The following is a 23,724-nucleotide window of genomic DNA, read 5'->3' as shown; positions in this document are numbered from 1 at the left end:
TGATAAAAATTTGCCGCTATTTGATAATGATTATCACAATCATTATCAAATTCATTGTTATTTTTAATAAATCACCTGCAGTGGTCGGGGACCGGCATCATCGGGCCTGCGGTCGTAATGGCTTAAATCAAAACTATAAGTTGCTTATTGAAATGGACAAAAAACAAAATTTACCGTTCAGCAGTTTTAGCTCGCTGACGATCTTTACCGGCGTGTGCCTGAGCCTGTCGCCGACAGGAGGGGTTATGGCCGCAGACAGCACGGATAAAAATGGCGGCGAAACGCTGGTGGTGGAAGCGCAGGCTCCCTCTCTGTATGCCCCTACGCAATCCGCCGACCCCAAATTTTCCCGCCCGCTCGCCGATACCACCCGTACGGTCACCGTGGTCTCCGACCAGGTAATGAAAGATCAGGGCGTAACCAACCTGACCGATGCGTTGAAAAACGTTCCCGGCGTCGGGGCCTTCTATGCCGGGGAAAACGGCAGCTCGTCGACCGGCGACACCATTTATATGCGTGGGGCCGATACCTCTAACAGCATCTATGTCGACGGCGTCCGCGATATCGGTAGCGTAACCCGCGATACCTTTAACACCGAGCAGGTGGAAGTGATTAAAGGCCCGTCGGGTTCTGACTATGGCCGCAGCGCCCCGACTGGCTCAATCAATATGATCAGCAAGCAGCCGCGTCTGGATTCCGGTATCGATGCCTCCGTCAGCGCCGGCAGCGCCTGGTTCCGCCGCGGTACGCTCGATATCAATGAAGCCATCGGCGAAACCAGCGCCGTGCGTCTGAACCTGATGGGTGAAAAGACCCACGATGCTGGCCGCGATAATGTCAAAAACGAGCGTTATGGCATCGCGCCATCGGCCGCATTTGGTCTCGGCACCGGGAACCGTCTGTACCTGAACTACCTGCATGTGACCCAGCACAACACGCCAGACGGCGGTATTCCGACCATCGGTCTGCCGGGGTACTCCGCGCCAACCTCTGCTGCCGCGGCGCTCAATCACTCGGGTAAGGTCGCCACCAGCAACTTCTACGGGACGGATTCTGACTACGACGACTCCACCACCGATACGGCAACCATGCGCTTCGAGCACGACCTGAGCGATAACACCACCATCCGCAACACCACCCGCTGGTCGCGCGTAAAACAGGATTACCTGCTGACCGCAGTGATGGGCGGCGCGACCAACATCGCCCGGCCGGACCCGAACGATGTCAGCACCTGGAGCTGGTCGCGTCTGGCGAACACCAAAGATGTCAGCAATAAAATTCTGACCAACCAGACCAACCTGACCTCCAGGTTCTATACCGGCTCGATCGGGCATGACATCAGCGCCGGTTTCGAACTGACCCGGGAAACACAGACCAACTACGGCGTTTATCCGCTTACGCCTCCGGCGGTCAATATTTACCATCCCACCAGCAGCATCTCTGTTGGCGGTCTGGACCGCAGCGGCGCCAACGCCAACGGGCAGACGGATACCTTCGGCGTCTATGCCTTCGATACCCTGCAGATTACCCGTGATTTCGAGCTTAACGGCGGCATCCGTCTGGATAACTATCAGACCAAATATGACAGCGCCAGCCTGTGCGGTGGCACCGGGCGCGGCGCGGTCGCCTGCCCGAACGGCGTGGCGAAAAACAGTCCGCTAACCACGGTTGATACCTCCACCAGCGGCAATCTAGTGAACTGGAAAGCCGGCGCGCTGTATCACCTGACCGACAGCGGCAACGTTTACGTCAACTATGCTATCTCTCAGCAGCCTCCAGGCGGTAATAACTTTGCCCTGGCTCAGGGCGGCAGCGGGAATAGCGCCAACCGTACCGATTTTAAACCGCAAAAAGCGAAGACCAGCGAAGTCGGCACCAAGTGGGAACTGATGGATAAACGTCTGCTGCTGACGGCAGCGCTTTTCCGTACCGATATTGAGAACGAAGTCGAGCAAAACGACGACGGCACCTATTCGCAATACGGTAAAAAACGCGTTGAGGGCTATGAGCTGTCGCTGGCCGGTAATATCACCGCGGACTGGCAGGTCATCGGCGGATATACCCAGCAGCACGCCAGCATCCGTGAAGGCAAAAACATCGCTCAGGACGGCACCAGCGCGCTGCCGTACACGCCGGAGCACGCCTTTACCCTCTGGAACCAGTACCAGGTAACCGATGCCATCTCCCTGGGCGCAGGCGCTCGCTACATCGGCAGCATGCATCGCGGCAGCGACGGCGCCGTCGGTACGCCATCCCACACCGAGGGTTACTGGGTGGCTGATGCGAAAGTGGGCTATCGTATCAACCGCAACGTCGATCTGCAGCTGAACGTCTATAACCTGTTCGATACCCATTATGTTGCTTCAATCAACAAGAGCGGCTACCGCTATCATCCGGGCGAACCGCGTACCTTCCTGCTGACCGCCAACGTGCATTTCTAATCCGCTACGGGGCGGCAACGCCCCGTTTCTTCAGGAGAAACAACGATGATGTACCATATCCCCGCCGTTCTCAGCCCGCAGGAAGTTGACGATTTTCGCGCGCAGCTGCAGCAGGCCGACTGGGTTGACGGGCGAGCCACGACCGGCGATCAGGGCGCGCTGGTGAAAAAAAATCAGCAGGTCGATACCCGCAGCCCGCTATACGGCGAACTGCAGAATAAGGTCCTCGCGGCGCTCAACCGCAGCTCGTTATTCTTCGCCGCCGCGCTGCCCAAAACCCTCTCCAGCCCGCTGTTTAACCGCTATCAACAGAGTGAAACCTACGGTTTTCATGTTGACGGCGCGGTCCGTAGTCAGGCCCAGGGCGGCTGGATGCGCACCGACCTTTCCGCCACCCTGTTCCTCAGCGCGCCGGAGAGTTACACGGGCGGCGAACTGGTGGTGAACGATACCTATGGTCAGCATACGGTCAAGCTGCCGGCAGGCGACCTGGTGCTCTACCCGTCAAGCAGCCTGCACTGCGTGACGCCGGTGACCCAGGGGGTACGCGTGGCCTCTTTTCTGTGGATCCAGTCGATGATCCGCGATGACAAACGCCGCAGCATGCTGTTCGAGCTGGATCGGAATATTCAGACCCTGAAGAGCCGCCATGGCGAGAGTGATGAAGTGCTATCGCTGCTTAATCTGTACCATAACCTGCTGCGGGAGTGGTCGGAAATCTGATCCCTTGTCTGACCGATTTTTGCCCCCATCTTCACGCTACCCGCCCTATTTCAGGTTGCAGCCCGTTGGCCGGGTTAGTCGGCTCAGCCACACGGGCCGTCGCAACGCAGCGAGCAAATTTGTTGCAGGCAGCTTTGTCGTGCACCCCAGTCACTTGCCGGAGTCAGCCCCTGGGGGCGCTCTGCGTACCGCCTTCCTGCAACGCGAATTATTCAGGGTATATACTGACAGTAACAACCGTGAGGAGGTAGAAAATGGCATCAGGTTGGGCAAATGATGGCGCAGTCCAGGATCAGATCGACAGCACCGTTGACGATGCGGTCGCACGGGCGAGAAACGCCCTTCCCCGTGGAGAGAGCCACAAATTTTGTGATGAATGTGGAGAGCCGATTCCCGAGGCCCGGAGGAAGGCGATCCCGGGGGTCAGATACTGCGTGAAGTGCCAGCAGGATAAAGATTTACATAACAATACATTTTCAGGATATAATCGCCGTGGATCCAAGGACAGCCAGCTACGCTGACCTTCCTTTACCGTTCATTACCGCAGAAGTCATTATCTTTTCGCGCACGTTTTCCGGGCAAAAAATTGGCAAAATGTGCCCTGAACAGGGCCTTCATCTCGCGGGAGTCTCTGCGGCTGTTCCGGCAATAAATAATTTATTAATATTCAATAAATTAATAATCGTTCAAAAAAATCGATGAAGACTGTTAATTTCCTTCGATTTTCTCTCTCGCAAAAAAGCGTGATACTTATCACATCGACGGAACATCGTCCTCTTAACAAAATAACCTGCGAGAGATGAACTATGAAAACCATTAAATATGCTGCCGCTGCTATTGCTCTTACAACTCTGTCCTTTGGCGCTTTCGCCGCTCAACCGGTTAGCCCGTCTCAGGCTCAAAGCATGAACAAAATTGGCGTGGTGTCTGCTGCAGGCGCAACGACTCTGGACGGTCTGGAAGCGAAACTGGCTGAAAAAGCACAAGCCGCTGGCGCCACGGGTTACAGCATCACCTCCGCTAACACCAACAACAAAATTAGCGGTACCGCGGTTATCTATAAATAATCGCTGCGCGACCGGTATTAACCCTGAACGACCTGCATTAACCCTGAACGACCCTTTAATACCCTTGCTTTGCCCGTCCGTGCCACCGGACGGGCTTTTTTTTGCGTCGCTTTGGGGATTCTTTCAGGAGAAAGCGGTGGCTACCAGTGTTCCGCCACCCTGCACAGCCCCTGCTCCAGCGTCGCAACCTCGCCGGTCGCCACCAGGCAGCAGGCCAGCTGAATCCTCAGCGATGTCGGCAGCGGCTCACTACCCGCTACGCAGCGCTCAATCCAGCGAGCGGTGACCTGAGGATCTTTTGACTCCGTCAGCACAACCCCCTCCTCCGGCAGCTCGCTCTGGCGTTCATGCACCACTCGCGTCCCTGATGCGTCAATCAGGCTAATTTGCGGGCAACGCTGCGGGTTGGCATACACTTCACCTTCCGTCCCGTGCATTAACAGCGCCCGTCCGCCGATCCCGACAAAGAATTTTGCCACCTTGCCCACATATTCCGGGTGAGAAACGCTCGATAAGCGTAGCGCCGCATCTTCCGCAAATGGCGTCGCCAGTTTTGCCAGCGTATGCGCGCTGTTGCGCACCCCCATACGCCAGCGCAGGGCAAGCTGGTTTTCCAGCGGCGGACAGAGTACGCCAACCGGAATATACACCGGCTCATGGCCGTCGAGTCGCGCCTGAGCCTGACCCGCATGCCGGGTGGCGGGGATCCCCATCAGTTCAAAAATCGTTTCCGTCAACACCCGGGTCGGATCGTGGCTGATTCCGTGGACCACCACCGGAAAGCCGAGTTTATGCAGTAAAACGGCCAGCAGAGGGGTCAAATTAGCCTGCTTGCGCGCACCGTTATAGCTGGGGATCACAATCGGCATGGGTCTGGCGACAGGCGGCGTCAGACGCAGAGTCTTCTGCTGCATGGCTTCATAAAAGCCCTGCATTTCCGCTTCGCCTTCGCCCTTAATGCGCAGGGCGATTAAAATCCCGCCCAGCTCCAGCTCAGCCACCTCGCCATCAAGCATCCGCAGGTAAAGCGCGCGGGCAGTATCCACATCCAGGTCACGCGCGTGATTTTTCCCGCGCCCGACTTCTTTAATGATCTTTCTGTAGTCCATCGAAGACTCCTGTTAGCTGCTCACATCGCCGACATTGCGCCGTTAACGCCGTTTACGCCGCGTCTGTTTTACTTTCGTTTTGACGATAACTTCTGGGACGGCAGGCTGTTCTATTGGAAAAACGGGCAATGCGTTCAGTAGACGCTTACCATAATTTTTGGTCAACAAACGCTTATCATAAATCACCACTTCGCCCCAGCAGCTGTGGCTGCGAATCAGGCGTCCGACCTGCTGAATCAGGTTAAAGGAGGCGCTTGGCAGACTCTGCACTTCAAACGGATAGCGGTTCAGGCTCTTCAGCCATTCGCCTTCGGTAATCACCACCGGACTGTCTATTGGTGGGAAGGCAATCTTATGAATATGTACCTGGCTGAGCAGCTCACCTTTGAGATCCAGCCCTTCGGCAAAGGACTGTAGCCCCACCAGCACGCTCCGCTCCCCTCCTTCAACGCGCTTGCGGTGCAGTTCCACCAGCCGGTAGCGCGGCTTATCGCCCTGTACCAGCAAGAGCAGGCGCAGATCGGGAACATGTTCCAGGAAACGCTGCATCGCCCGCCCGCTGGCGAACAGCACCAGCATCCCGAGATGCTTTTTACTTTCGACCTGCTCACGAAAATAAGCTGCCATTTCAGCAATATGCTGCTCTTCGTTATCGATAAGCGGCTCATAGTGCATCTGCGGAATAACGATTTTGCCCTGCTCGACATGGTTAAAGGGGGAATCCAGCGCCACGAAACGGTCGCCGGCCTTCTCTTTCAACCCGCTCATCTCCTGCAGGCGTGAAAAGCTGTTCAATGAGCGCAGGGTGGCGGAGGTGACGACAATATGCGGCACGCTGCGCCACAGCAGTCGTTCCAGCTGGTCGCTGACGCGAATACCGACGCAGTGAAACCAGACATGCAGCTGACCGTCGCGCATGTCGCGCGTCACCCATTTGGTGACCGGTGCACCGGATGACTGCGCCAGCGACGCCAGCCGCCACAGCTTGCTCTGGCTTTCAAACATCCCCAGCGCACGGTTCATTTGCAGCAGAATCCGATGCAGGCGCACCACGTCGTGGCTGGCGGTTTTTTCCCCGAGGTCGTTAAGAAAGAGCTCCGCCAGCCCACGCAGCATCTCGGTCAGTTTCGCCAGGCGCAGGCAGATATCCATCACCTCCTGCGGCAACTCGCCCATTGGAAAACGGTGCTCGGCTTCCTGGCCGGCGGGCATATAGAGATTAAGGATAGCGTTCAGCGAGGCTATCAGCTCATACAGCTCCTCGCAGTGGCCGGTCAGGCGCTCGGGGTTAGCCAGCGGCGGCGTGGTTTTCGGGCGAAACTGCTCCATACAGGTCGCTATCAGCTTACTGAACAGATCCAGCTGTAGCCGGTACCACGGGGCCGTCATCTCCGCGCTCATTTCCAGCGCGTCGCGGGCGACGTCCGGCAGATGATGGCCTTCATCGAGCACCAGCAGCAGGTTTTTCGGCTCCGGCAACACGGCTTCGCTCTCCATCGCCGCCATCACCAGCGCATGGTTAGCTACCACCACTTCCGCTTCCTGGATTTCTCGCCGGGCGACGAAGAACGGACATTCGCGATAGTAGTGGCAGTTGCGATTGAGACAGCTGGCTTTGTCGGTGCTCAGACGGCTCCATAGCGCATCATCGACAGGTTTATCGGTGTGATCGCGCAGACCGTCCCAGCGGTAGCTGTCGAGGTCGGTTTTCAGCGTCGCGCACAGCTTCTGTTCAGCCTGATTATTCGGCGTGAGATCATCATCGAGAAACGCCAGCAGGTCCTGCTGCGTCGGTTCGGTGCTGGCTAGCGCGGCCAGGTTGCGCGGGCAGACGTAGCGCCCGCGACCGAAGGCGGCGGTAAAACGCAGATCGGGAATAATTTTGCGCAGCAGCGGCAGATCTTTGCTGTAGATCTGATCCTGCAGCGCGACGTTGGCGGTACTCACCACCAGCGTTTTCTGTTCTTCACGGGCAATGGCGATGCCGGGAATCAGGTATGACAAGGTCTTCCCGACGCCGGTAGGCGCCTCAATGGCCAGGTGGCGGCCTTCTTCCCCGGCCAGCGTTTTTGCCACATCGGCAATCATCTGCCGCTGCGGCGGACGGGGAATAAAATCCGGAATCTGTTCCTGAAGCGCCTTATACCAGGCGGCGATTTGCGCTTTCAGCGCAGCGGTCAAAGCCATGAGAAAACCTGAATACTGTATAAACAGCCACTATTGTGACACTTTTTGCCTGACAGGAGGAATGACTTTCTGCGCAATGTGGAACGCAGCTCGGGATTTGTCAATGTACCGGCCGGGAATTACAGGGTTGGCGAGGGAAACATCCGAAGACAGCATGTGCGCGGCCTGCGGATGGTGTTACGTCATCCGGGCAAACCGTGTTGCCCGGATGATGTACAGGTAGCGGGAGGCGGTTACTCGGCGGCCGCAGGTTTACGCGGGCGACGGCGGCGCTGTTGCTCGCCGGCCGGTTTCGCCTCGCCGCCGCGGCGTGAAGGTTTTGCCCCGGCTTTCGGCGCTTCGCCGTCGTTACGGCGCGGCGCGGACTGGCTGCGACCCTGCCCCTGACCGCTACGGCCCTGGCTCTGGCCGCGACCGCCGCCACGCTGCTGGCGACCGTTTTGAATCGGCTCCGCTTTGATAGACGGATCCGGCGCGTAGCCGTCGATGGCGATGCGCGGGATCTCTTTTTTCAGCAGACGTTCGATATCATGCAGCAGTTTATGCTCGTCGACGCAGACCAACGACAGCGCTTCGCCGGTAGCGGCTGCGCGACCGGTACGGCCGATACGGTGAACGTAATCTTCCGGTACGTTAGGCAGCTCGAAGTTGACGACGTGCGGCAGCTCTTCGATATCCAGACCGCGCGCGGCGATATCCGTCGCCACCAGCACGCGAATACCGCCGGATTTAAAGTCGGCTAATGCGCGAGTACGCGCCCCCTGGCTCTTGTTGCCATGAATAGCCGCGCTGCGGATACCATCTTTGTTCAGCTGCTCGGCCAGGTGGTTGGCACCATGTTTGGTGCGGGTAAAGACCAGCACCTGCTGCCAGTTTCCTTCACCGATCATCTGCGACAGCAGTTCCCGCTTACGTTTCTTATCAACGAAATGGACGTGCTGCGTCACCTGCTCGGAAGCAGTGTTACGGCGAGCCACTTCGATTTCCAGCGGGTTATGCAGCAGCTTTTCCGCCAGCGCTTTGATGTCGTCGGAGAAGGTCGCGGAGAACAGCAGGTTCTGGCGCTTCGCCGGGAGCTTCGCCAGCACGCGGCGAATATCATGGATAAAGCCCATATCCAGCATGCGGTCGGCTTCATCAAGCACCAGAATTTCAACCTTGTCCAGGCTCACGGCATTCTGATGTTCAAGATCCAGCAGACGTCCGGGGGTCGCCACCAGAATATCGACGCCGCTGCGCAGCTTCATCATCTGTGGGTTAATGCTCACTCCGCCGAAGACCACCAGCGAGCGAATATTCAGGTATTTGCTGTAATCGCGAACATTTTCGCCGATCTGCGCCGCCAGTTCACGCGTTGGCGTGAGGATCAGCGCGCGCACCGGGCGACGGCCTTTAGCATGCGGCTCTTTCTGAATCAGATGCTGCAGGAGCGGCAGGGTAAAGCCTGCCGTTTTGCCGGTGCCGGTCTGGGCGCTGGCCATCAGATCGCGTCCCTGCAACACCGCAGGGATAGCCTGCTGCTGAATTGGGGTTGGCTCAAGGTAACCCTGCTCGGCGATAGCGCGCAGGATATCAGGGTTCAGGCCAAGGGAATCAAAAGACATAACAACTCCAAACCACCCCGGCCCGTGACAGGCGTAGTTTTCGGGGAGATTATTGCGAATAGAGATGGCAAAAACCACAATGCCATAAAGGGGCGCAGTCTAGCAGGTTTTGTGACGCAGCGCATAAATATCCCCTCTGAGCCTCTGCGCCGGATAATCCTCGCCACGGGCGTCTTGCCAGGATCATGCGGAAAACGCGCAAGAGAGTCGCCACTGTGCTGGACAGTATCGCCAACGGGACATACTCTTAATCAATCGATTGATTAATTTTTATAGTGCGATGATGACAACCCCTGTGACAAGCAAAGGCGAACAAGCCAAAAGCCAGCTCATTGCCGCAGCCATCGCCCAGTTCGGCGAATACGGCCTGCACGCAACCACCCGCGATATTGCCGCGCAGGCCGGGCAAAATATCGCGGCGATCCCCTACTATTTTGGCTCCAAGGACGATCTCTATCTCGCCTGCGCCCAGTGGATTGCCGATTTTATCAGCCATAATTTTCGTCCGCATGCCGAAGCGGCGGAAACGCTGCTGGCGGCACCTTCGCCGGACAGGGCGGCGATTCGGCTACTGATTCTGCGCGCCTGTCAGAATATGATTTTGCTGCTGACCCAGGATGACACGGTCAATTTGAGCAAATTCATCTCCCGCGAGCAGCTTTCCCCTACCCCGGCCTACCAGCTCATCCACGGTCAGGTGATCGCGCCGCTCCATCGCTACCTGACCAGCCTGATCGCCGCATTTACCGACCTTGATGCCGATGACACGCACATGATTCTGCACACCCACGCGCTGCTGGGTGAGATTCTCGCCTTCCGCCTCGGGCGGGAAACTATTTTGCTGCGTACCGGATGGACGCAGTTCGACGAAGAAAAAACTGAGCAAATTTACCAGGTTATCGCCTGCCATATTGATTTCGTTCTGCAAGGATTATTGCAAAGGAGCCAGGGATCATGAAAAAACCCGTCATCATCGTTCTGTTAGCACTGCTGCTGATTGCCGCATTCGGCGGCGGCTGGTGGTGGTATCAAAGCAGCCAGCAGAGGGAGCTGACCCTGTATGGCAACGTCGATATTCGCACCGTGAACCTGAGCTTCCGCGTCGGCGGACGGCTGGCCTCGCTGAACGTTGATGAAGGCGATAAGATTCAGTCCGGGCAAATATTAGGTCAGTTGGATCGCGCCTCGTATGAGAACGCCTTACAGCAGGCCCAGGCGAATGTCTCCACCGCTCAGGCGCAATATGACCTGATGATGGCCGGCTACCGGGCGGAAGAGATAGCCCAGGCCGCCGCCGCCGTCAAACAGGCGCAGGCCGCGTACGATTACGCGCAGAACTTCTACCAGCGCCAGCTGGGGCTGCGTCAGAGCAGCGCCATCTCGGTTAACGATTTGGAAAACGCGCGCTCCTCCCGCGACCAGGCTCAGGCGACGCTGAAGTCCGCGCAGGACAAGCTAAGCCAGTATCGCGCCGGCAACCGTCCGCAGGAAATCGCCCAGGCTAAAGCCAGCCTTGAACAGGCGCAGGCGGCCCTGGCACAGGCCAGACTCAACCTGCACGATACCACGCTTACCGCCCCGTCCGACGGCACGCTGATGACTCGCGCCGTCGAACCGGGCAGCATGCTCAGCGCTGGCGGCACGGTCATGACGCTGTCGCTGACTCACCCGGTATGGGTCCGTGCCTACATTGATGAAAAAAATCTCGGCCAGGCGGTGCCCGGACGAGAAGTGCTGCTCTATACCGATAGTCGCCCGAATCAGCCCTGGCACGGCAAAATTGGCTTCGTGTCGCCGAGCGCCGAATTTACGCCGAAGACCGTAGAGACGCCGGATTTACGGACTGACCTCGTCTATCGCCTGCGTATTGTCGTCACCGATGCCGATGATTCGCTGCGCCAGGGGATGCCGGTGACCGTCACCTTCGGCGGCGGGAACGGACATGAGTGAGGACGTTATCACGCTCAGCGGGCTAACCCGCAGCTTCCCCGGCATGGATCGGCCCGCCGTGGCGCCGCTCAACTGCACCATCCGCGCCGGCTATGTGACCGGCCTGGTCGGCCCTGACGGCGCCGGGAAAACCACCTTGATGCGCATGCTCGCCGGGCTACTGAAGGCCGATGACGGCACCGCCAGGGTGATCGGTTTCGACCCGATTGCCGACGACAGCGCCCTGCACGCGGTGCTCGGCTATATGCCGCAAAAATTCGGCCTCTACGAAGACCTGACGGTCATGGAAAACCTCACGCTGTATGCCGACCTGCGCAGCGTTACCGGCGAGACGCGCAGGAAAACCTTCGCCCGCCTGCTGGAATTTACCTCCCTCGGCCCCTTTACCGACAGGCTGGCCGGGAAACTTTCCGGCGGGATGAAGCAAAAACTGGGCCTCGCCTGCACCCTGGTGGGCGAGCCAAAAGTCCTGCTGCTCGATGAGCCAGGGGTCGGGGTTGACCCTATCTCCCGTCGTGAACTGTGGCAAATGGTGCACGAACTGGCGGGCGACGGGATGCTGATCCTCTGGAGCACCTCTTACCTTGATGAGGCGGAACAGTGCCGCGACGTCCTGCTGATGAATGAAGGCCAGCTGCTTTATCAGGGCGAGCCGAAAGCGTTGACCCAAACCATGGCCGGGCGCAGTTTTCTGGTCTCCAGCCATGAAGAGAATAACCGTCGCCTCCTGCAACGCGCGCTGAAGCTGCCGCAGATCAGCGATGGCGTGATTCAGGGGAAATCGGTCCGCCTGATCCTCAAAAAAGAGGCCACCGTTGAAGAGGTGCAGCGCAGCGATAGCATGCCGACGCTGGAGATGACCGAAACCGCACCGCGCTTTGAAGACGCCTTTATCGATCTGCTGGGCGGCGTCGCGACCGCGGAATCGCCGCTGGGCGACATTATCCATCGCGTAGAGGGTACGGCCGATGAAACGGTGATTGCAGCGCAGAGCCTGAGCAAAAAATTCGGCGACTTCGCCGCCACCGACCACGTCGATTTCAGCGTCAAGCGTGGGGAAATTTTCGGCCTGCTTGGCCCCAACGGCGCCGGCAAATCCACCACTTTTAAAATGATGTGCGGCCTGCTGGTGCCGACCTCCGGCAAGGCGCTGGTACTGGGAATGGATCTGAAAGTCAGCTCCGGGAAGGCGCGCCAGCATCTCGGCTACATGGCGCAGAAGTTTTCGCTGTACGGCAACCTGACCGTGGAGCAAAACCTGCGCTTCTTCTCGGGCGTTTACGGTCTGCGCGGCCGGGCCCAGAACGAGAAAATCGCCCGGATGAGCGACGCCTTTGGTCTGAAAAGCATCGCCAGCCATGCGGCCGATGAGCTGCCGTTGGGCTACAAGCAGCGTCTGGCGCTGGCCTGCTCGCTGATGCATGAACCCGATATTCTGTTTCTCGATGAGCCGACATCAGGTGTCGACCCGATTACCCGCCGCGAGTTCTGGCTGCATATTAATAGCATGGTGGATAAAGGGGTGACGGTGATGGTGACGACCCACTTTATGGATGAGGCCGAATATTGCGATCGCATTGGCCTGGTGTATCACGGCAAGCTGATCGCCAGCGGCACGCCGGATGCGCTCAAAGCACAGGCGGCAAACGATCAACAGCCCGATCCGACGATGGAGCAGGCCTTTATCACTCTGATTCACAACTGGGATAAGGAGAATGCCGGTGAGCGCTAAAATTCTGTCATGGCGCCGCGTGCGCGCCCTGTGCGTCAAAGAGACGCGGCAGATAGTCCGCGACCCCAGCAGTTGGCTGATTGCGGTGGTCATTCCGCTGCTGCTGCTGTTTATCTTCGGCTACGGGATCAATCTCGACTCCAGTAAACTCAAAGTCGGCGTCCTACTGGAACAACAAAGCGAAGAGGCGCTGGATTTCGTCCACGCCATGACCGGCTCACCCTATATTGACGCCACCGTCAGCGACAATCGCCAGCAGCTGATTGAGATGATGCAGGCCGGGCGCATCCGTGGGCTGGTGGTCATCCCGGTAGATTTCGACCGGAAGATGGCGCGCCCCGGCGATGATGCTCCCATCCAGCTGATTACCGACGGCAGCGAACCCAATACCGCCAACTTTGCCCGGGGCTACGTGGAGGGCATCTGGCAAATCTGGCAGCAGCAGCGCGCGCAAGACCGCGGGGAAACCTTCGAACCGCTGATTGATGTCCAGATGCGCTACTGGTTTAACCCCGCGGCTATCAGCCAGCACTTTATTATTCCCGGCGCCATTACCATTATTATGACGGTGGTCGGCGCGATTCTGACTTCGCTGGTGGTGGCCCGCGAATGGGAGCGCGGGACCATGGAGGCGCTGCTGTCGACGGAAATCACCCGCGCAGAGCTGCTGCTGTGCAAGCTGATTCCCTACTATTTCCTCGGCATGCTGGCGATGCTGCTGTGTATGCTGGTGGCGGTGTTCATCCTCGGCGTGCCGTTTCGCGGTTCGCTGGTGGTTCTGTTCTTGATAACCAGCCTGTTTTTGCTCAGCACCCTCGGGATGGGGCTGCTCATTTCGACCATCACCCGTAATCAGTTTAACGCCGCGCAGGTCGCGCTGAACGCCGCCTTTCTGCCCTCGATCATGCTCTCCGGGTTTATTTTCCAGATCGACAGCATGCCGGCGGTGATCCGCGCGGTGACCTATATCATCCCGGCGCGCTATTTCGTCAGCACGCTGCAAAGCCTGTTTCTCGCCGGTAATATTCCGCTGGTGCTGCTGGTGAACACGCTGTTTTTAATTGCCTCGGCGGTGATGTTTATCGGTCTGACCTGGCTGAAGACCAGGCGTCGACTGGATTAATTCTGGTGCTCGTATTGTGCCCGGCGACGCTTGCCGGACCTGCGGGCCGTGTAGATCGGGTAAGCACAGCGCGACCCGATATGAGGAAGGTACTATGTTTCATCGCTTATGGACCTTGATTCGTAAAGAGCTGCAATCGCTGCTGCGCGAGCCGCAAACGCGCGCCATTTTGATTATGCCGGTGCTGATTCAGGTGCTGCTGTTTCCCTTCGCCGCGACGCTGGAGGTGACCAACGCCACCATCGCCATCTACAACGAAGACAATGGTCGTCACGCGGTAGAGCTGACCCAGCGTTTCGCCCGGGCCAAAGCCTTCACCCATGTGATGATCCTCAAAAGCCCGCAGGAGATCCGCCCGACGATCGATGAGCAAAAAGCGCTGTTGCTGATCCGCTTCCCGGCGGACTTCTCGCGCAATCTCGACACCAACCAGCCCGCGCCGCTCCAGCTCTTACTCGACGGCCGCAACTCCAACAGCGCGCAGATCGCCGCCAACTATCTCCAGCAGATAGTCAAAAACTATCAGCAGGAGTTGCTGGAAGGGAAAGCGAAGCCGAACAACAGCGAGCTTATCGTGCGCAACTGGTATAACCCGAATCTCGATTACAAATGGTTTGTGGTGCCGTCGCTTATCGCCATGATCACCACCATCGGCGTGATGATCGTCACCTCTCTCTCGGTGGCCCGCGAGCGGGAGCAAGGCACGCTCGATCAGCTGCTGGTTTCGCCGCTGGCCACCTGGCAAATTTTCGTCGGCAAAGCGGTTCCGGCGCTGATTGTTGCCACGCTGCAGGCGAGCATCGTGCTGGCTATCGGCATCTGGGCGTATCAAATCCCGTTCGCCGGTTCGCTGCTGCTGTTTTACTTTACGATGGTCATTTACGGTCTGTCGCTGGTGGGGTTCGGCCTGCTGATTTCATCGTTGTGCTCAACCCAGCAGCAGGCTTTCATCGGCGTTTTCGTCTTTATGATGCCGGCGATCCTGCTTTCCGGCTACGTCTCACCGGTTGAGAATATGCCGCAGTGGCTGCAGGACGTGACATGGATAAACCCGATTCGTCACTTTACTGACATCACCAAGCAGATTTATTTGAAGGATGCGAGTCTGGAGATTGTATGGGGAAGTTTGTGGCCGCTACTGGTCATAGCGGCCACAACGGGTTCAGCGGCATATGCGATGTTCCGCAGAAAGATCGCCTGATCCCCGTCATCGTTCAGGCTGCCTCGGCGTTGGCTTCCTTACTCACCCCGGTCACATAGCTATCTATGCTCCCGGGGATTCGTCGCGTCGCCGCCTTGATGCAGTCCGAACGCTTTAGGGGATCCTTGCTATCGTTCAGCCTGCCTCGGCGTTGGCCTGATTACCCGGTCCGTCCTGGGCCTCGCCACGTCGGCCCGTTCGCACAGCTATCTGTGCTTCTGGGGATTGGCAGCGTTGCCGCCTTGTTGTAGCCCGAACGATTTAGCGTATCTGTTTTTATCTTTCGCCAACAGCGACACCACTGCCGGGCCTGCCAGAATCGCCACCCCGGCGACGGCCAGCAGCAGATTATTGTGCAGCACGCGCGAAAGTAGCCACAGCACGATAACCGCCACGCCAAAGTACCAGGTGGTGGTGAGCTCCTCAAGGAAGTCACCGACATCACGCCAGCGGGCTTCCTGGTGGCGCTGTAAAAACAGCATCGACAGTAATGTGACGCCGTACAGTACGCACAGCCCTAATCCGACGCGAACCAGCGCGCCACTCATCCAACCCATCACCAGTACTGCCACGACCAGTAGATGCAACATAATCTGCCAGCAACTGAGGCCAGTTGCGACGCGTACACGTTGTTGCCACTTCATGGCTTCTCTCCTGAAGGATCTTTATCTGTAACTCAGAGTACCGCACTTTACGGAAAATTCCGGAACACCGCATCTTTTTGTGACACCTACTACACTATTTCATTCAGGAAAGTGACATTGACCGGAGAAACATGGCTGAGCAAACGGGCGGATTTTCGTTAAACGTGCTGACAATTAACATTCATAAAGGCTTTACGACGTTTAATCGACGCTTCATGTTGCCGGCACTGCGCGACGCCATCCGCAGCGTCAGCGCCGACATCGTCTGTCTGCAGGAAGTCACCGGGGCGCATGAGATTCATTCGCTGCAGATCGAAAACTGGCCGGATCGCAGCCATTATGAGTTTCTTGCCGATAGCCTGTGGAGCGAATACGCCTACGGACGCAACGCGGTCTATCCGGAAGGGCATCACGGCAATGCCGTGCTCTCCCGCTTTCCTATTGAATATACGGAAAATGTTGATATCTCCGTTGGCGACAGCGAAAAGCGCGGTCTGCTCTACTGCCGGATTGTTGCGCCGCAAAGCGCGGCGCTACACCTGTTTTGTGTGCACCTCGGCCTGAGGACGCGGCAGCGATCGGCCCAGCTGGCGATGCTCGCCCGGCGGGTCAACGACCTGCCCGCCCGGCAGCCGGTGGTGGTGGCCGGCGATTTTAACGACTGGCGCCAGCAGGCCAACCGGGTGCTCAAGTCGCAGGCCGGGCTGGAGGAGATCTTTACCCGCGCCCATGGCCGCCCGGCGAGAACCTTTCCGGCGCGTTTTCCGCTCCTGCGCCTTGACCGGATCTATGTGAAAAATGCGCATGCCAGCCACCCGACGGCGTTGCCGCTTCGACCCTGGCGTCACCTCTCCGATCATGCCCCGCTGAGTGTGGAGATTCATTTATGAAATGCCGCTGGCAGGAAGGAAACCGCATTCTGCTTCTGGAGAACGGCGATAACTATTACCCGGCGCTGTTTGCCGCCATCGCCCGCGCGCAGCGAAAAGTGATCCTCGAAACGTTTATCTGGTTTGAAGATGACGTGGGCTGGCAACTACACGCCGTGCTGCTAAAAGCCGCACGCCGCGGGATACGGGTCGAAGTGCTGCTCGACGGCTACGGTTCTCCCGATCTGAGCGAGCGTTTCGTCAATGAACTGAGTGCCGCCGGCGTGATTTTTCGCTACTACGATCCGCGCCCGCGTCTGTTCGGCATGCGGACCAATCTGTTTCGCCGCATGCACCGCAAAATCGTGGTGATCGATGAGACGACGGCCTTCGTCGGGGGCATCAATTACTCCGCCGAGCATATGACCGACTACGGCCCGGAGGCAAAACAGGACTATGCCGTTCAGGTGGAGGGGCCGGTGGTGCAGGATATCCTGCAATTTGAGCTGGAGAATCTCCCGGCCAGCGAAGAGACCCGCCGCTGGTGGCGTCGGCGTCGCCACCAGCCGGCGATCAACCGCAGCCCCGGGGAAGCACAGGCGCTGTTTGTCTGGCGGGATAATCACGAACATCGCGATGATATTGAACGCCATTATCTCAAGATGCTGGCTAACGCCCGCCGGGAAGTGATCATTGCCAACGCCTACTTTTTCCCCGGCTACCGGCTGCTGCATGCGATGCGTAACGCCGCCCGCCGCGGCGTGCGGGTTAAGCTGATTGTGCAGGGCGAGCCGGATATTCCGATCGTTAAAGTCGGCGCCCGCCTGCTGTATCGCTACCTGGTCAACGGCGGCGTACAGGTTTTTGAGTATCAGCGCCGACCGCTGCACGGCAAAGTTGCCCTCGCCGATGACCATTGGGCTACCGTCGGCTCAAGCAATCTTGACCCGCTCAGCCTGTCATTAAATCTGGAAGCCAACCTGATTATCCACGATCGCCAGTTTAACCAGACCTTACGCGATAACCTCAACGGGCTGATCGCCGAGGACTGCCAGCAGGTGGACAAATCGATGCTGCCAAAGCGCAGCTGGTGGAATTTGGCTAAGAGCGTGCTGGCATTCCACTTTCTGCGTCACTTCCCGGCATGGATAGGCTGGCTGCCTGCCCATACGCCGCATCTGGCGCGGGTGCGCCCGCCGGTACAGCCAGAAATTGAGACTCAGGATCGACTGGATGCGACGAATCAGGAGGTGAAACCCTGATGGCAAAATCGTCCCCTCGCAGGCGGATGGCGAAAAAGATCTTCACCGTCATTTTCCTCCTCGCCGTCACCGCTCTGCTGGTGGTTTACGCGCAAAAGGTGGACTGGCCGGCGGTGTGGAAGGTGATTCGTCACTATGATAGTGCCGTCCTGCTCGGCGCTATGGGGCTGACGATAGTAAGCTACCTGATTTATGGCTGCTACGACCTGCTGGGGCGCGCCTGGTGTGGACACAAACTGGCTAAACGGCAGGTGATGCTGGTGTCGTTTATCTGCTACGCCTTTAATCTGACCCTCAGTACCTGGGTAGGCGGTATCGGGATGCGCTACCGCCTCTATTCGCGCCTGGGTTTGAGCGGCGGGACCATTACCCGTATTTTCTCATTGAGCATTACCACCAACTGGCTGGGCTTTATTCTGCTGGGCGGCGTCATTTTCACCGCCAATCTGGTGGCGCTACCGGCGCAGTGGTATATCAGCCAGGGCACGCTGCGGCTCATCGGCGGCGGACTGCTGGCGATGAGCGCGCTTTATCTGTGGGCCTGCGCGTTCGCCCGCCGACGCCATCTGACTCTTAAAGGCCAACGGCTGGTACTGCCGTCATGGCGGTTCGCTCTGCTGCAAATGGCGCTTTCGGTGGCCAACTGGATGGTGATGGGCGCGATTATCTGGCTGCTGATGGCGCAGCAGGTTGATTATTTCCTGGTGCTGGGCGTGCTGCTGGTCAGCAGTATTGCCGGCGTCATTGTGCATATTCCGGCCGGGATCGGCGTGCTGGAAGCCGTTTTTATCGCCATGCTTTCCGCCGGGTCGATTAGCCGCGGCGAGATTATTGCCGCCCTGCTGGCCTGGCGCGCGCTGTATTACTTTTTGCCGCTGCTTATCGCTACCGTCGGCTATCTGCTGCTGGAGAGTCGGGCGAAAACGTTACGCGAAAAGAATCAGCGTAAGCTGGCGGACGGATAGGAGAGATGGCCGGAGATAATCTGCGCTCCCCGGGCCAGATACAGCCCGGGGACCCGAAGCCTTAACGGCGGTTGCCGAAAATACGCAGCAGCATCAGGAACAGGTTGATAAAGTCCAGATACAGCGTCAGCGCGCCGAGAATGGAGTACTTACGCAGCGTTGAGGTGTCGCGGGTATCGATCTGCTCGCCGATGTTTTTCAGCTTTTGCGTGTCGTAAGCGGTCAGGCCAACAAACACGATCACCCCGATATAGGTAATTGCCCACATCAGCGCTTCGCTCTTCAGCCAGAAGTTGACCAGTGAAGCCAGGACGATGCCAATTAAGGCCATAAACAGCATATTGCCGAAACCGCTAAGATCGCGCTTCGTGGTATAGCCGTAAAGGCTCATTATCCCAAACATCCCGCCGCTGACCACAAAGGTGCTGGCAATCGACGAATAGGTGTAGACGAGGAAGATACTGGATAGCGTCAGTCCGGTCAGCGCCGAATAGAGCATAAACAGCGTAGTCGCCATCCCAGCGCTCAGGCGCTGCACCATCCCGGAGAGCACGAAGACCAGCGCCAGCTGGGCGATAATTAAACCAAAAAAGGTTATTTTGCTGGAAAAGACGAACATCATGACCGCCGGCGTATTGGCGGCAAACCAGGCAATGAATGCCGTCAACAGCAGCCCGACCGTCATCCAGCCGTATACCTGGGCCATATAGGTTTGCAGGCCGCCGCGCGCCTGAACAATAGAATCTGAACGAGGGAATCTGTCCATGACTGTCTCCTGATTAACACGTTTTATCTTATTAAGCGTATCACACTACCAGCGCTCTGCCGCATGGCGATCGCTATCGCGCGCATCTACCCAGCGTTCGCCTTCCGCTGTCGCTTCCCGTTTCCAGAACGGCGCGCGGGTTTTCAGGTAATCCATAATGAATTCCCCGGCGGCAAACGCGCTGCTGCGGTGCGCGCTGGTCACGCCAACAAACACAATCTCTTCGCCAGGCCACATTTCGCCGATGCGGTGAATCACCGTCACCCGGCCGAGCGGCCAGCGTTCCCGCGCCAGTTCAACGATTTCCGCCAGCGATTTCTCCGTCATTCCCGGATAGTGTTCGAGGGTCAGCGCCTTCACGCTGTCCCCGAGATTGTGGTTACGTACTTTTCCGGTAAACGTGACCACCGCGCCGTCTTCATCGCGCTCGGCCAGCCACGGATATTCGTCGCCGACGCAAAAACGATCGCGACTGACGATGATGCGAGTCTGCGTCATTTAACCTCCCGTAACCGGCGGAAAGAACGCCACTTCGTCGCCGGACACCAGCGGATGGTCAAAGGGGGTCAGCGTCTGGTTTACCGCCGCCAGCAGCTTGCCCTCTTCCAGCGCCAGCGCCCAACGTTCGCTGCGACCGGCAAGCTGACGCCGCACGGTTTCGACCGTCGACAGCGCATCGACCTCGAGGGTCAGGGATTCGGTGCCAACCAGTTCGCGCACCTGGGCAAAAAACAGAACCTTAATCATGCGTCTCGTCCGCCTTGAAATCCCCGGATTTGCCGCCGCTTTTCGCCAGCAGACGCACCGGGCCAATCACCATATCTTTTTGTACCGCTTTGCACATATCGTAAATCGTCAGCGCCGCCACGGAGGCGGCGGTCAGCGCTTCCATCTCCACGCCGGTTTTGCCGGTCAGACGGCACAGCGACTCGATGCGTACCCGGTTGTGTTCCGGCTGAGCCTGCAAATTGACTTCGACTTTACTCAGCATCAGCGGATGGCACAGCGGGATCAGCTCCCAGGTGCGTTTTGCCGCCTGGATACCGGCGATACGAGCGGTGGCGAAGACATCGCCTTTGTGGTGGCTGCCGTCGATGATCATCGCCAGCGTCGTCGGGCGCATTTCAACATAGGCTTCAGCCCGGGCTTCGCGTACCGTCTCGGCCTTGGCAGAAACATCGACCATGTGCGCCTCGCCGGCGGCGTTAATATGGGTGAGTTGTGACATCGCTTATTTCTTAAGATGAGAGATAAAGTTACAGGGCCGCGTACGGGCATCCAGCTGCGGGGCAATGATATTTTCCCACGCGGTACGGCAGGCTTTGGTTGAGCCCGGCATGGCAAAAATCAGCGTGCGATTCGCCATGCCGGCAATGGCCCGGGATTGCAGCGTCGATGTACCGATTTCTTCGAAGGACAGCATGCGGAAAACTTCACCAAACCCTTCGACTTCACGGTCAAACAGCGGCCGCAGCGCTTCCGGCGCCTGATCGCCATCGGTAAACCCGGTTCCACCGGTGATCAGCACCACCTGCACATCATCGCTGGCTATCCACGCCGAGACCCGGGCGCGGATGTCGTAGCGGTTCTCTTTAACCATCGCCTTATCGACAATATGGTGGCCCGCCTCCTGCGCCGCATCACGCAGCCAGTGACCAGAGGTATCATCCTCTTCGCCGCGTCGGCTGGAGACGGTGAGAATAGCAATACGGGTTGGGGTAAACTCAGCGCTGGCCTGACTCATCTGTTCGCTCCTTTAGAATGAATTATCCGCCAATATACGACAGGTTTTGCGTAATACCGGTGTTGCCCTGATGCAGGAAATGGGTTTGTTTTTTCTGGGTTAATGCTGCGGAGATGCGAGCTTCCAGCGCCGCCTGCTGCTGGTCCTCGACAAGCAGGTCGCGCAGTTCCACGCCGCCGTCGCCGAACAGACACAGATGCAGTTTGCCTACGGAGGAGACACGAAGACGGTTGCAGCTGGCGCAGAAATCCTTCTCGTACGGCATGATTAAGCCTATCTCCCCGGCGTAGTCCGGGTGACAAAAGACCTGGGCCGGGCCGTCGCTGCGTTGGCTGATTTGGTGAATCCAGCCGCGACGCAGCAGTTCATCGCGCAGCACGATGCCGGAAATGTGGTGGCGTCGGAACAGGTCGCTGCCCTCGCCGGTTTCCATAAGCTCAATAAAACGCAGCTGAATACGTCGGGGCTGGATCCACGCGAGGAAGGTATCGAGCTGATGATGGTTCACATCGCGCATCAGCACGGTATTGACCTTCACCTTCTCAAAACCGGCGGCAAAGGCGGCATCAATACCGTCCATCACCTGGTGAAATTTATCCTGCCCGGTAATGGCGTGAAACTGGCGCGCGTCGAGGCTGTCAACGCTGACGTTAATCGCCGTCAGTCCGGCATCACGCCACCGGCTGACGTCGCGCGCCAGGCGATAGCCATTGGTGGTGACCGCAATCTGGCGAATCGCGCGGTTTTCACCTACGGCGGCGATGATATCGGCAAAGTCGCGGCGCAAAGAGGGTTCGCCGCCGGTCAGGCGCACCTTCTCGGTGCCGAGCGCAGAAAACGCGCGCGTGACGCGACGTACTTCATCAACGCTGAGAAAGCCTTTGTTGGTGACCGCGCCGGGCTTGTAGCCATCCGGCAGGCAGTAGGTGCAACGAAAGTTACACACATCGGTAATCGACAGGCGCAAGTAATAAAACTTACGCGCAAATGCATCGGTAAGCTGTGAAGCCATATACACCTTTCCAAATACGGGAGACGCGGTCATTTCTTCCCGCGCCCTGGTGACAAGCGAAGCTGTCACGGCCAAAGCACCATATCTTGCGACACAGGCACAGAGGCTAGAGTGTTAACTGGTTATGCCGATAGTAGCGCGGAAACGACTGTTTCGCCATTCTCGCTTTCGTTATATAATCATGTATATATCGAGGCAATCGTGCATTTTCGTTACAGAATAGCTAAAAACCAGGCTTTTGCATTGATATCGGTCATTTTGTCAGGATCCTGGCATCGTCTTTTAGGGGTAGATCGGTTACTGTGAGCCCGTTCAACAGAGATAAGGAATGTGTATGCGCACTCGTACGTTCGCCGATCTTGATCGCGTAGTGGCACTTGGCGGGGGGCACGGTCTGGGCCGGGTGATGTCGTCACTCTCATCGCTCGGCTCACGCCTGACCGGGATCGTCACGACTACCGATAACGGCGGTTCCACGGGGCGAATTCGCCGTTCCGAAGGCGGTATTGCCTGGGGAGATATGCGCAACTGCCTTAACCAGCTGATCGCCGAACCCAGCATTGCCTCGGCGATGTTTGAGTACCGTTTCGCCGGTAATGGCGAACTTTCCGGGCATAACCTCGGAAATCTGATGTTAAAGGCCCTCGATCACCTGAGCGTGCGGCCTTTAGAGGCGATTAATTTAATCAGAAATCTGCTAAAAGTGGACGCATTCCTGATCCCGATGTCGGAACAACCGGTGGATCTGATGGCCATTGACCACGAAGGTCATGAAGTCTATGGCGAAGTCAATATCGACCAGTTGCCAGGTGTCCCGAAGGAGCTGATGCTCACTCCGCCGGTGCCCGCCACCCGCGAAGCGGTAGAGGCCATCGCGGAAGCCGATTTAATCCTGATTGGGCCCGGAAGTTTCTACACCAGCCTGCTGCCAATTCTGCTGCTCGATGAGATGGCGCAGGCGCTGCGCCGGACACCGGCGACAATGGTCTTTATCGACAATCTAGGCAAAGAACATAGCCCGGCGGCGAATCTGACGCTGGCGGACAGGGTCGGGATTATGGAGCGCTATATTGGCAAGCGGGTGATCGATGCCATCGTCGTTGGACCGAAAACCGATACGAGCGGACTGGAAAACCGGGCGATCGTTCAGACCCCGCTGGATGCCGCGGATGTCCCCTATCGCCACGACCGGATGCTGTTACGCAACGCGCTGGAAAAAGCTATCCAGACCTTAGGTTAGCTCGCGGCCAGCGAGAAGAAGCGGGTAATGACGCGTCAGACCTTTATATTAAAATGTTAAGGTTGTCTTAAAATAAAAGTGGCAC

Annotated in this window: 23 protein-coding genes and 1 riboswitch; of the genes, 13 read left to right on the top strand and 10 right to left on the bottom strand. The window is 57.8% G+C overall.

Going from position 1 to position 23,724, the window contains the following annotated elements; all coding sequences use genetic code 11:
* The first annotated feature begins 152 nt into the window (after positions 1-152).
* The 4 genes from FNY10_RS02815 to ybiJ all read left to right on the top strand — a co-directional run bounded on the left by FNY10_RS02815 (position 153) and on the right by ybiJ (position 4,231).
* Entirely contained in the window at positions 153-2,441 is a 2,289-nt protein-coding gene (locus tag FNY10_RS02815) for a catecholate siderophore receptor Fiu (RefSeq protein WP_160701950.1), read from the top strand.
* Positions 2,442-2,486: 45 nt separating this feature from the next.
* Positions 2,487-3,164, top strand: a complete 678-nt coding sequence (gene ybiX, locus FNY10_RS02810) for a PKHD-type hydroxylase YbiX (RefSeq protein ID WP_100684053.1) — start codon at positions 2,487-2,489, stop codon at positions 3,162-3,164.
* 254 nt (positions 3,165-3,418) lie between these two features.
* Positions 3,419-3,685, top strand: coding sequence for a DksA/TraR family C4-type zinc finger protein (locus FNY10_RS02805; protein ID WP_100684054.1), 267 nt, complete (start codon positions 3,419-3,421; stop codon positions 3,683-3,685).
* Between the two features lie 285 nt (positions 3,686-3,970).
* Positions 3,971-4,231 carry a DUF1471 family protein YbiJ gene (ybiJ, locus tag FNY10_RS02800; protein ID WP_131047717.1) on the top strand — a complete coding sequence of 87 codons (261 nt, stop codon included), beginning with the start codon at positions 3,971-3,973 and terminating at the stop codon, positions 4,229-4,231.
* 140 nt (positions 4,232-4,371) lie between these two features.
* Here the strand turns inward: ybiJ and ybiB are convergent, their stop codons facing one another.
* The 3 genes from ybiB to rhlE form a co-directional block, all read right to left on the bottom strand.
* Entirely contained in the window at positions 4,372-5,340 is a 969-nt protein-coding gene (gene ybiB, locus FNY10_RS02795) for a DNA-binding protein YbiB (protein ID WP_160701952.1), read from the bottom strand.
* 42 nt (positions 5,341-5,382) lie between these two features.
* Positions 5,383-7,527, bottom strand: a complete 2,145-nt coding sequence (dinG, locus tag FNY10_RS02790) for an ATP-dependent DNA helicase DinG (RefSeq protein WP_160701954.1) — start codon at positions 7,525-7,527, stop codon at positions 5,383-5,385.
* Between the two features lie 233 nt (positions 7,528-7,760).
* Complete coding sequence (gene rhlE / locus FNY10_RS02785) at positions 7,761-9,131, bottom strand: ATP-dependent RNA helicase RhlE (RefSeq protein ID WP_100684058.1); 1,371 nt, start codon at positions 9,129-9,131, stop codon at positions 7,761-7,763.
* 280 nt (positions 9,132-9,411) lie between these two features.
* On the opposite strand from rhlE, the gene cecR reads away from it, so the two are divergent.
* The 5 genes from cecR to FNY10_RS02760 all read left to right on the top strand — a co-directional run bounded on the left by cecR (position 9,412) and on the right by FNY10_RS02760 (position 15,137).
* Positions 9,412-10,089: a transcriptional regulator CecR gene (gene cecR, locus FNY10_RS02780; RefSeq protein ID WP_160701956.1), complete on the top strand. Its 678-nt coding sequence runs from the start codon at positions 9,412-9,414 to the stop codon at positions 10,087-10,089.
* Positions 10,086-11,081: a secretion protein HlyD gene (gene hlyD, locus FNY10_RS02775; protein WP_160701958.1), complete on the top strand. Its 996-nt coding sequence runs from the start codon at positions 10,086-10,088 to the stop codon at positions 11,079-11,081. The genes cecR and hlyD overlap by 4 nt, the downstream gene beginning before the upstream one ends.
* Positions 11,074-12,813 (top strand): ATP-binding cassette domain-containing protein, encoded by a 1,740-nt coding sequence (locus tag FNY10_RS02770; RefSeq protein WP_160701960.1) that lies wholly within the window; start codon positions 11,074-11,076, stop codon positions 12,811-12,813. Before hlyD ends, FNY10_RS02770 begins: the two co-directional genes overlap by 8 nt.
* Positions 12,803-13,936, top strand: coding sequence for an ABC transporter permease (locus FNY10_RS02765; protein WP_160701962.1), 1,134 nt, complete (start codon positions 12,803-12,805; stop codon positions 13,934-13,936). Before FNY10_RS02770 ends, FNY10_RS02765 begins: the two co-directional genes overlap by 11 nt.
* Before the next feature lie 94 nt (positions 13,937-14,030).
* Complete coding sequence (locus tag FNY10_RS02760) at positions 14,031-15,137, top strand: ABC transporter permease (RefSeq protein WP_100684063.1); 1,107 nt, start codon at positions 14,031-14,033, stop codon at positions 15,135-15,137.
* A 206-nt stretch (positions 15,138-15,343) separates the two neighbouring features.
* On the opposite strand, the gene FNY10_RS02755 is transcribed toward FNY10_RS02760, so the two are convergent.
* A complete protein-coding gene (locus FNY10_RS02755) occupies positions 15,344-15,781 on the bottom strand; it encodes a YbhQ family protein (RefSeq protein ID WP_100684064.1) in 438 nt (145 codons plus the stop codon).
* A 131-nt stretch (positions 15,782-15,912) separates the two neighbouring features.
* Between FNY10_RS02755 and FNY10_RS02750 the strand changes: the two genes are divergently transcribed.
* The 3 genes from FNY10_RS02750 to FNY10_RS02740 are packed head-to-tail and all read left to right on the top strand — an operon-like array spanning position 15,913 to position 18,877.
* Entirely contained in the window at positions 15,913-16,671 is a 759-nt protein-coding gene (locus tag FNY10_RS02750; RefSeq protein ID WP_131047711.1) for an endonuclease/exonuclease/phosphatase family protein, read from the top strand.
* Positions 16,668-17,912, top strand: coding sequence for a cardiolipin synthase ClsB (clsB, locus tag FNY10_RS02745; protein WP_100684066.1), 1,245 nt, complete (start codon positions 16,668-16,670; stop codon positions 17,910-17,912). The genes FNY10_RS02750 and clsB overlap by 4 nt, the downstream gene beginning before the upstream one ends.
* Entirely contained in the window at positions 17,912-18,877 is a 966-nt protein-coding gene (locus tag FNY10_RS02740; protein WP_160701964.1) for a lysylphosphatidylglycerol synthase domain-containing protein, read from the top strand. Before clsB ends, FNY10_RS02740 begins: the two co-directional genes overlap by 1 nt.
* Positions 18,878-18,938: 61 nt before the next feature.
* Here FNY10_RS02740 and FNY10_RS02735 read toward each other — a convergent pair whose 3' ends face one another.
* From FNY10_RS02735 to moaA, 6 genes are all read right to left on the bottom strand, one after another.
* Positions 18,939-19,643 carry a Bax inhibitor-1 family protein gene (locus tag FNY10_RS02735; protein WP_100684068.1) on the bottom strand — a complete coding sequence of 235 codons (705 nt, stop codon included), beginning with the start codon at positions 19,641-19,643 and terminating at the stop codon, positions 18,939-18,941.
* Between the two features lie 45 nt (positions 19,644-19,688).
* Positions 19,689-20,141 (bottom strand): molybdopterin synthase catalytic subunit MoaE, encoded by a 453-nt coding sequence (gene moaE, locus FNY10_RS02730; RefSeq protein ID WP_160701966.1) that lies wholly within the window; start codon positions 20,139-20,141, stop codon positions 19,689-19,691.
* A complete protein-coding gene (moaD, locus tag FNY10_RS02725; RefSeq protein WP_130943332.1) occupies positions 20,142-20,390 on the bottom strand; it encodes a molybdopterin synthase sulfur carrier subunit in 249 nt (82 codons plus the stop codon). It lies immediately after the preceding gene.
* Positions 20,383-20,871 (bottom strand): cyclic pyranopterin monophosphate synthase MoaC, encoded by a 489-nt coding sequence (gene moaC / locus FNY10_RS02720; protein ID WP_100684071.1) that lies wholly within the window; start codon positions 20,869-20,871, stop codon positions 20,383-20,385. The genes moaD and moaC overlap by 8 nt, the downstream gene beginning before the upstream one ends.
* A gap of 3 nt (positions 20,872-20,874) precedes the next feature.
* On the bottom strand, positions 20,875-21,387 hold the full coding sequence (gene moaB, locus FNY10_RS02715) for a molybdenum cofactor biosynthesis protein B (RefSeq protein WP_160701968.1): 513 nt from the start codon (positions 21,385-21,387) through the stop codon (positions 20,875-20,877).
* A gap of 22 nt (positions 21,388-21,409) precedes the next feature.
* Positions 21,410-22,399 carry a GTP 3',8-cyclase MoaA gene (gene moaA, locus FNY10_RS02710; protein ID WP_160701970.1) on the bottom strand — a complete coding sequence of 330 codons (990 nt, stop codon included), beginning with the start codon at positions 22,397-22,399 and terminating at the stop codon, positions 21,410-21,412.
* Positions 22,387-22,525, bottom strand: a riboswitch (molybdenum cofactor riboswitch). It overlaps the preceding gene by 13 nt.
* Positions 22,526-22,733: 208 nt before the next feature.
* On the opposite strand from moaA, the gene yvcK reads away from it, so the two are divergent.
* Positions 22,734-23,639 (top strand): uridine diphosphate-N-acetylglucosamine-binding protein YvcK, encoded by a 906-nt coding sequence (gene yvcK, locus FNY10_RS02705; protein ID WP_100684075.1) that lies wholly within the window; start codon positions 22,734-22,736, stop codon positions 23,637-23,639.
* Positions 23,640-23,724: the final 85 nt, after the last annotated feature.

Origin of the sequence: Klebsiella sp. Lac1 (assembly GCF_009825425.1) — a bacterium.
Classification (GTDB): domain Bacteria; phylum Pseudomonadota; class Gammaproteobacteria; order Enterobacterales; family Enterobacteriaceae; genus Klebsiella; species Klebsiella electrica.
Note: the sequence above shows the minus strand (reverse complement) of the source record. Positions and strands in the feature narration are given on the sequence as shown.

Bases quoted from the DNA above. Each gene is read 5' to 3' on its own strand.
- FNY10_RS02815 (WP_160701950.1), top strand. From the start codon at position 153: ATGGACAAAAAACAAAATTTACCGTTCAGCAGTTTTAGCTCGCTGACG.
- ybiX (WP_100684053.1), top strand. From the start codon at position 2,487: ATGATGTACCATATCCCCGCCGTTCTCAGCCCGCAGGAAGTTGACGAT.
- FNY10_RS02805 (WP_100684054.1), top strand. From the start codon at position 3,419: ATGGCATCAGGTTGGGCAAATGATGGCGCAGTCCAGGATCAGATCGAC.
- ybiJ (WP_131047717.1), top strand. From the start codon at position 3,971: ATGAAAACCATTAAATATGCTGCCGCTGCTATTGCTCTTACAACTCTG.
- ybiB (WP_160701952.1), bottom strand. From the start codon at position 5,340: ATGGACTACAGAAAGATCATTAAAGAAGTCGGGCGCGGGAAAAATCAC.
- dinG (WP_160701954.1), bottom strand. From the start codon at position 7,527: ATGGCTTTGACCGCTGCGCTGAAAGCGCAAATCGCCGCCTGGTATAAG.
- rhlE (WP_100684058.1), bottom strand. From the start codon at position 9,131: ATGTCTTTTGATTCCCTTGGCCTGAACCCTGATATCCTGCGCGCTATC.
- cecR (WP_160701956.1), top strand. From the start codon at position 9,412: ATGATGACAACCCCTGTGACAAGCAAAGGCGAACAAGCCAAAAGCCAG.
- hlyD (WP_160701958.1), top strand. From the start codon at position 10,086: ATGAAAAAACCCGTCATCATCGTTCTGTTAGCACTGCTGCTGATTGCC.
- FNY10_RS02770 (WP_160701960.1), top strand. From the start codon at position 11,074: ATGAGTGAGGACGTTATCACGCTCAGCGGGCTAACCCGCAGCTTCCCC.
- FNY10_RS02760 (WP_100684063.1), top strand. From the start codon at position 14,031: ATGTTTCATCGCTTATGGACCTTGATTCGTAAAGAGCTGCAATCGCTG.
- FNY10_RS02755 (WP_100684064.1), bottom strand. From the start codon at position 15,781: ATGAAGTGGCAACAACGTGTACGCGTCGCAACTGGCCTCAGTTGCTGG.
- FNY10_RS02750 (WP_131047711.1), top strand. From the start codon at position 15,913: ATGGCTGAGCAAACGGGCGGATTTTCGTTAAACGTGCTGACAATTAAC.
- clsB (WP_100684066.1), top strand. From the start codon at position 16,668: ATGAAATGCCGCTGGCAGGAAGGAAACCGCATTCTGCTTCTGGAGAAC.
- FNY10_RS02740 (WP_160701964.1), top strand. From the start codon at position 17,912: ATGGCAAAATCGTCCCCTCGCAGGCGGATGGCGAAAAAGATCTTCACC.
- FNY10_RS02735 (WP_100684068.1), bottom strand. From the start codon at position 19,643: ATGGACAGATTCCCTCGTTCAGATTCTATTGTTCAGGCGCGCGGCGGC.
- moaE (WP_160701966.1), bottom strand. From the start codon at position 20,141: ATGACGCAGACTCGCATCATCGTCAGTCGCGATCGTTTTTGCGTCGGC.
- moaD (WP_130943332.1), bottom strand. From the start codon at position 20,390: ATGATTAAGGTTCTGTTTTTTGCCCAGGTGCGCGAACTGGTTGGCACC.
- moaC (WP_100684071.1), bottom strand. From the start codon at position 20,871: ATGTCACAACTCACCCATATTAACGCCGCCGGCGAGGCGCACATGGTC.
- moaB (WP_160701968.1), bottom strand. From the start codon at position 21,387: ATGAGTCAGGCCAGCGCTGAGTTTACCCCAACCCGTATTGCTATTCTC.
- moaA (WP_160701970.1), bottom strand. From the start codon at position 22,399: ATGGCTTCACAGCTTACCGATGCATTTGCGCGTAAGTTTTATTACTTG.
- yvcK (WP_100684075.1), top strand. From the start codon at position 22,734: ATGCGCACTCGTACGTTCGCCGATCTTGATCGCGTAGTGGCACTTGGC.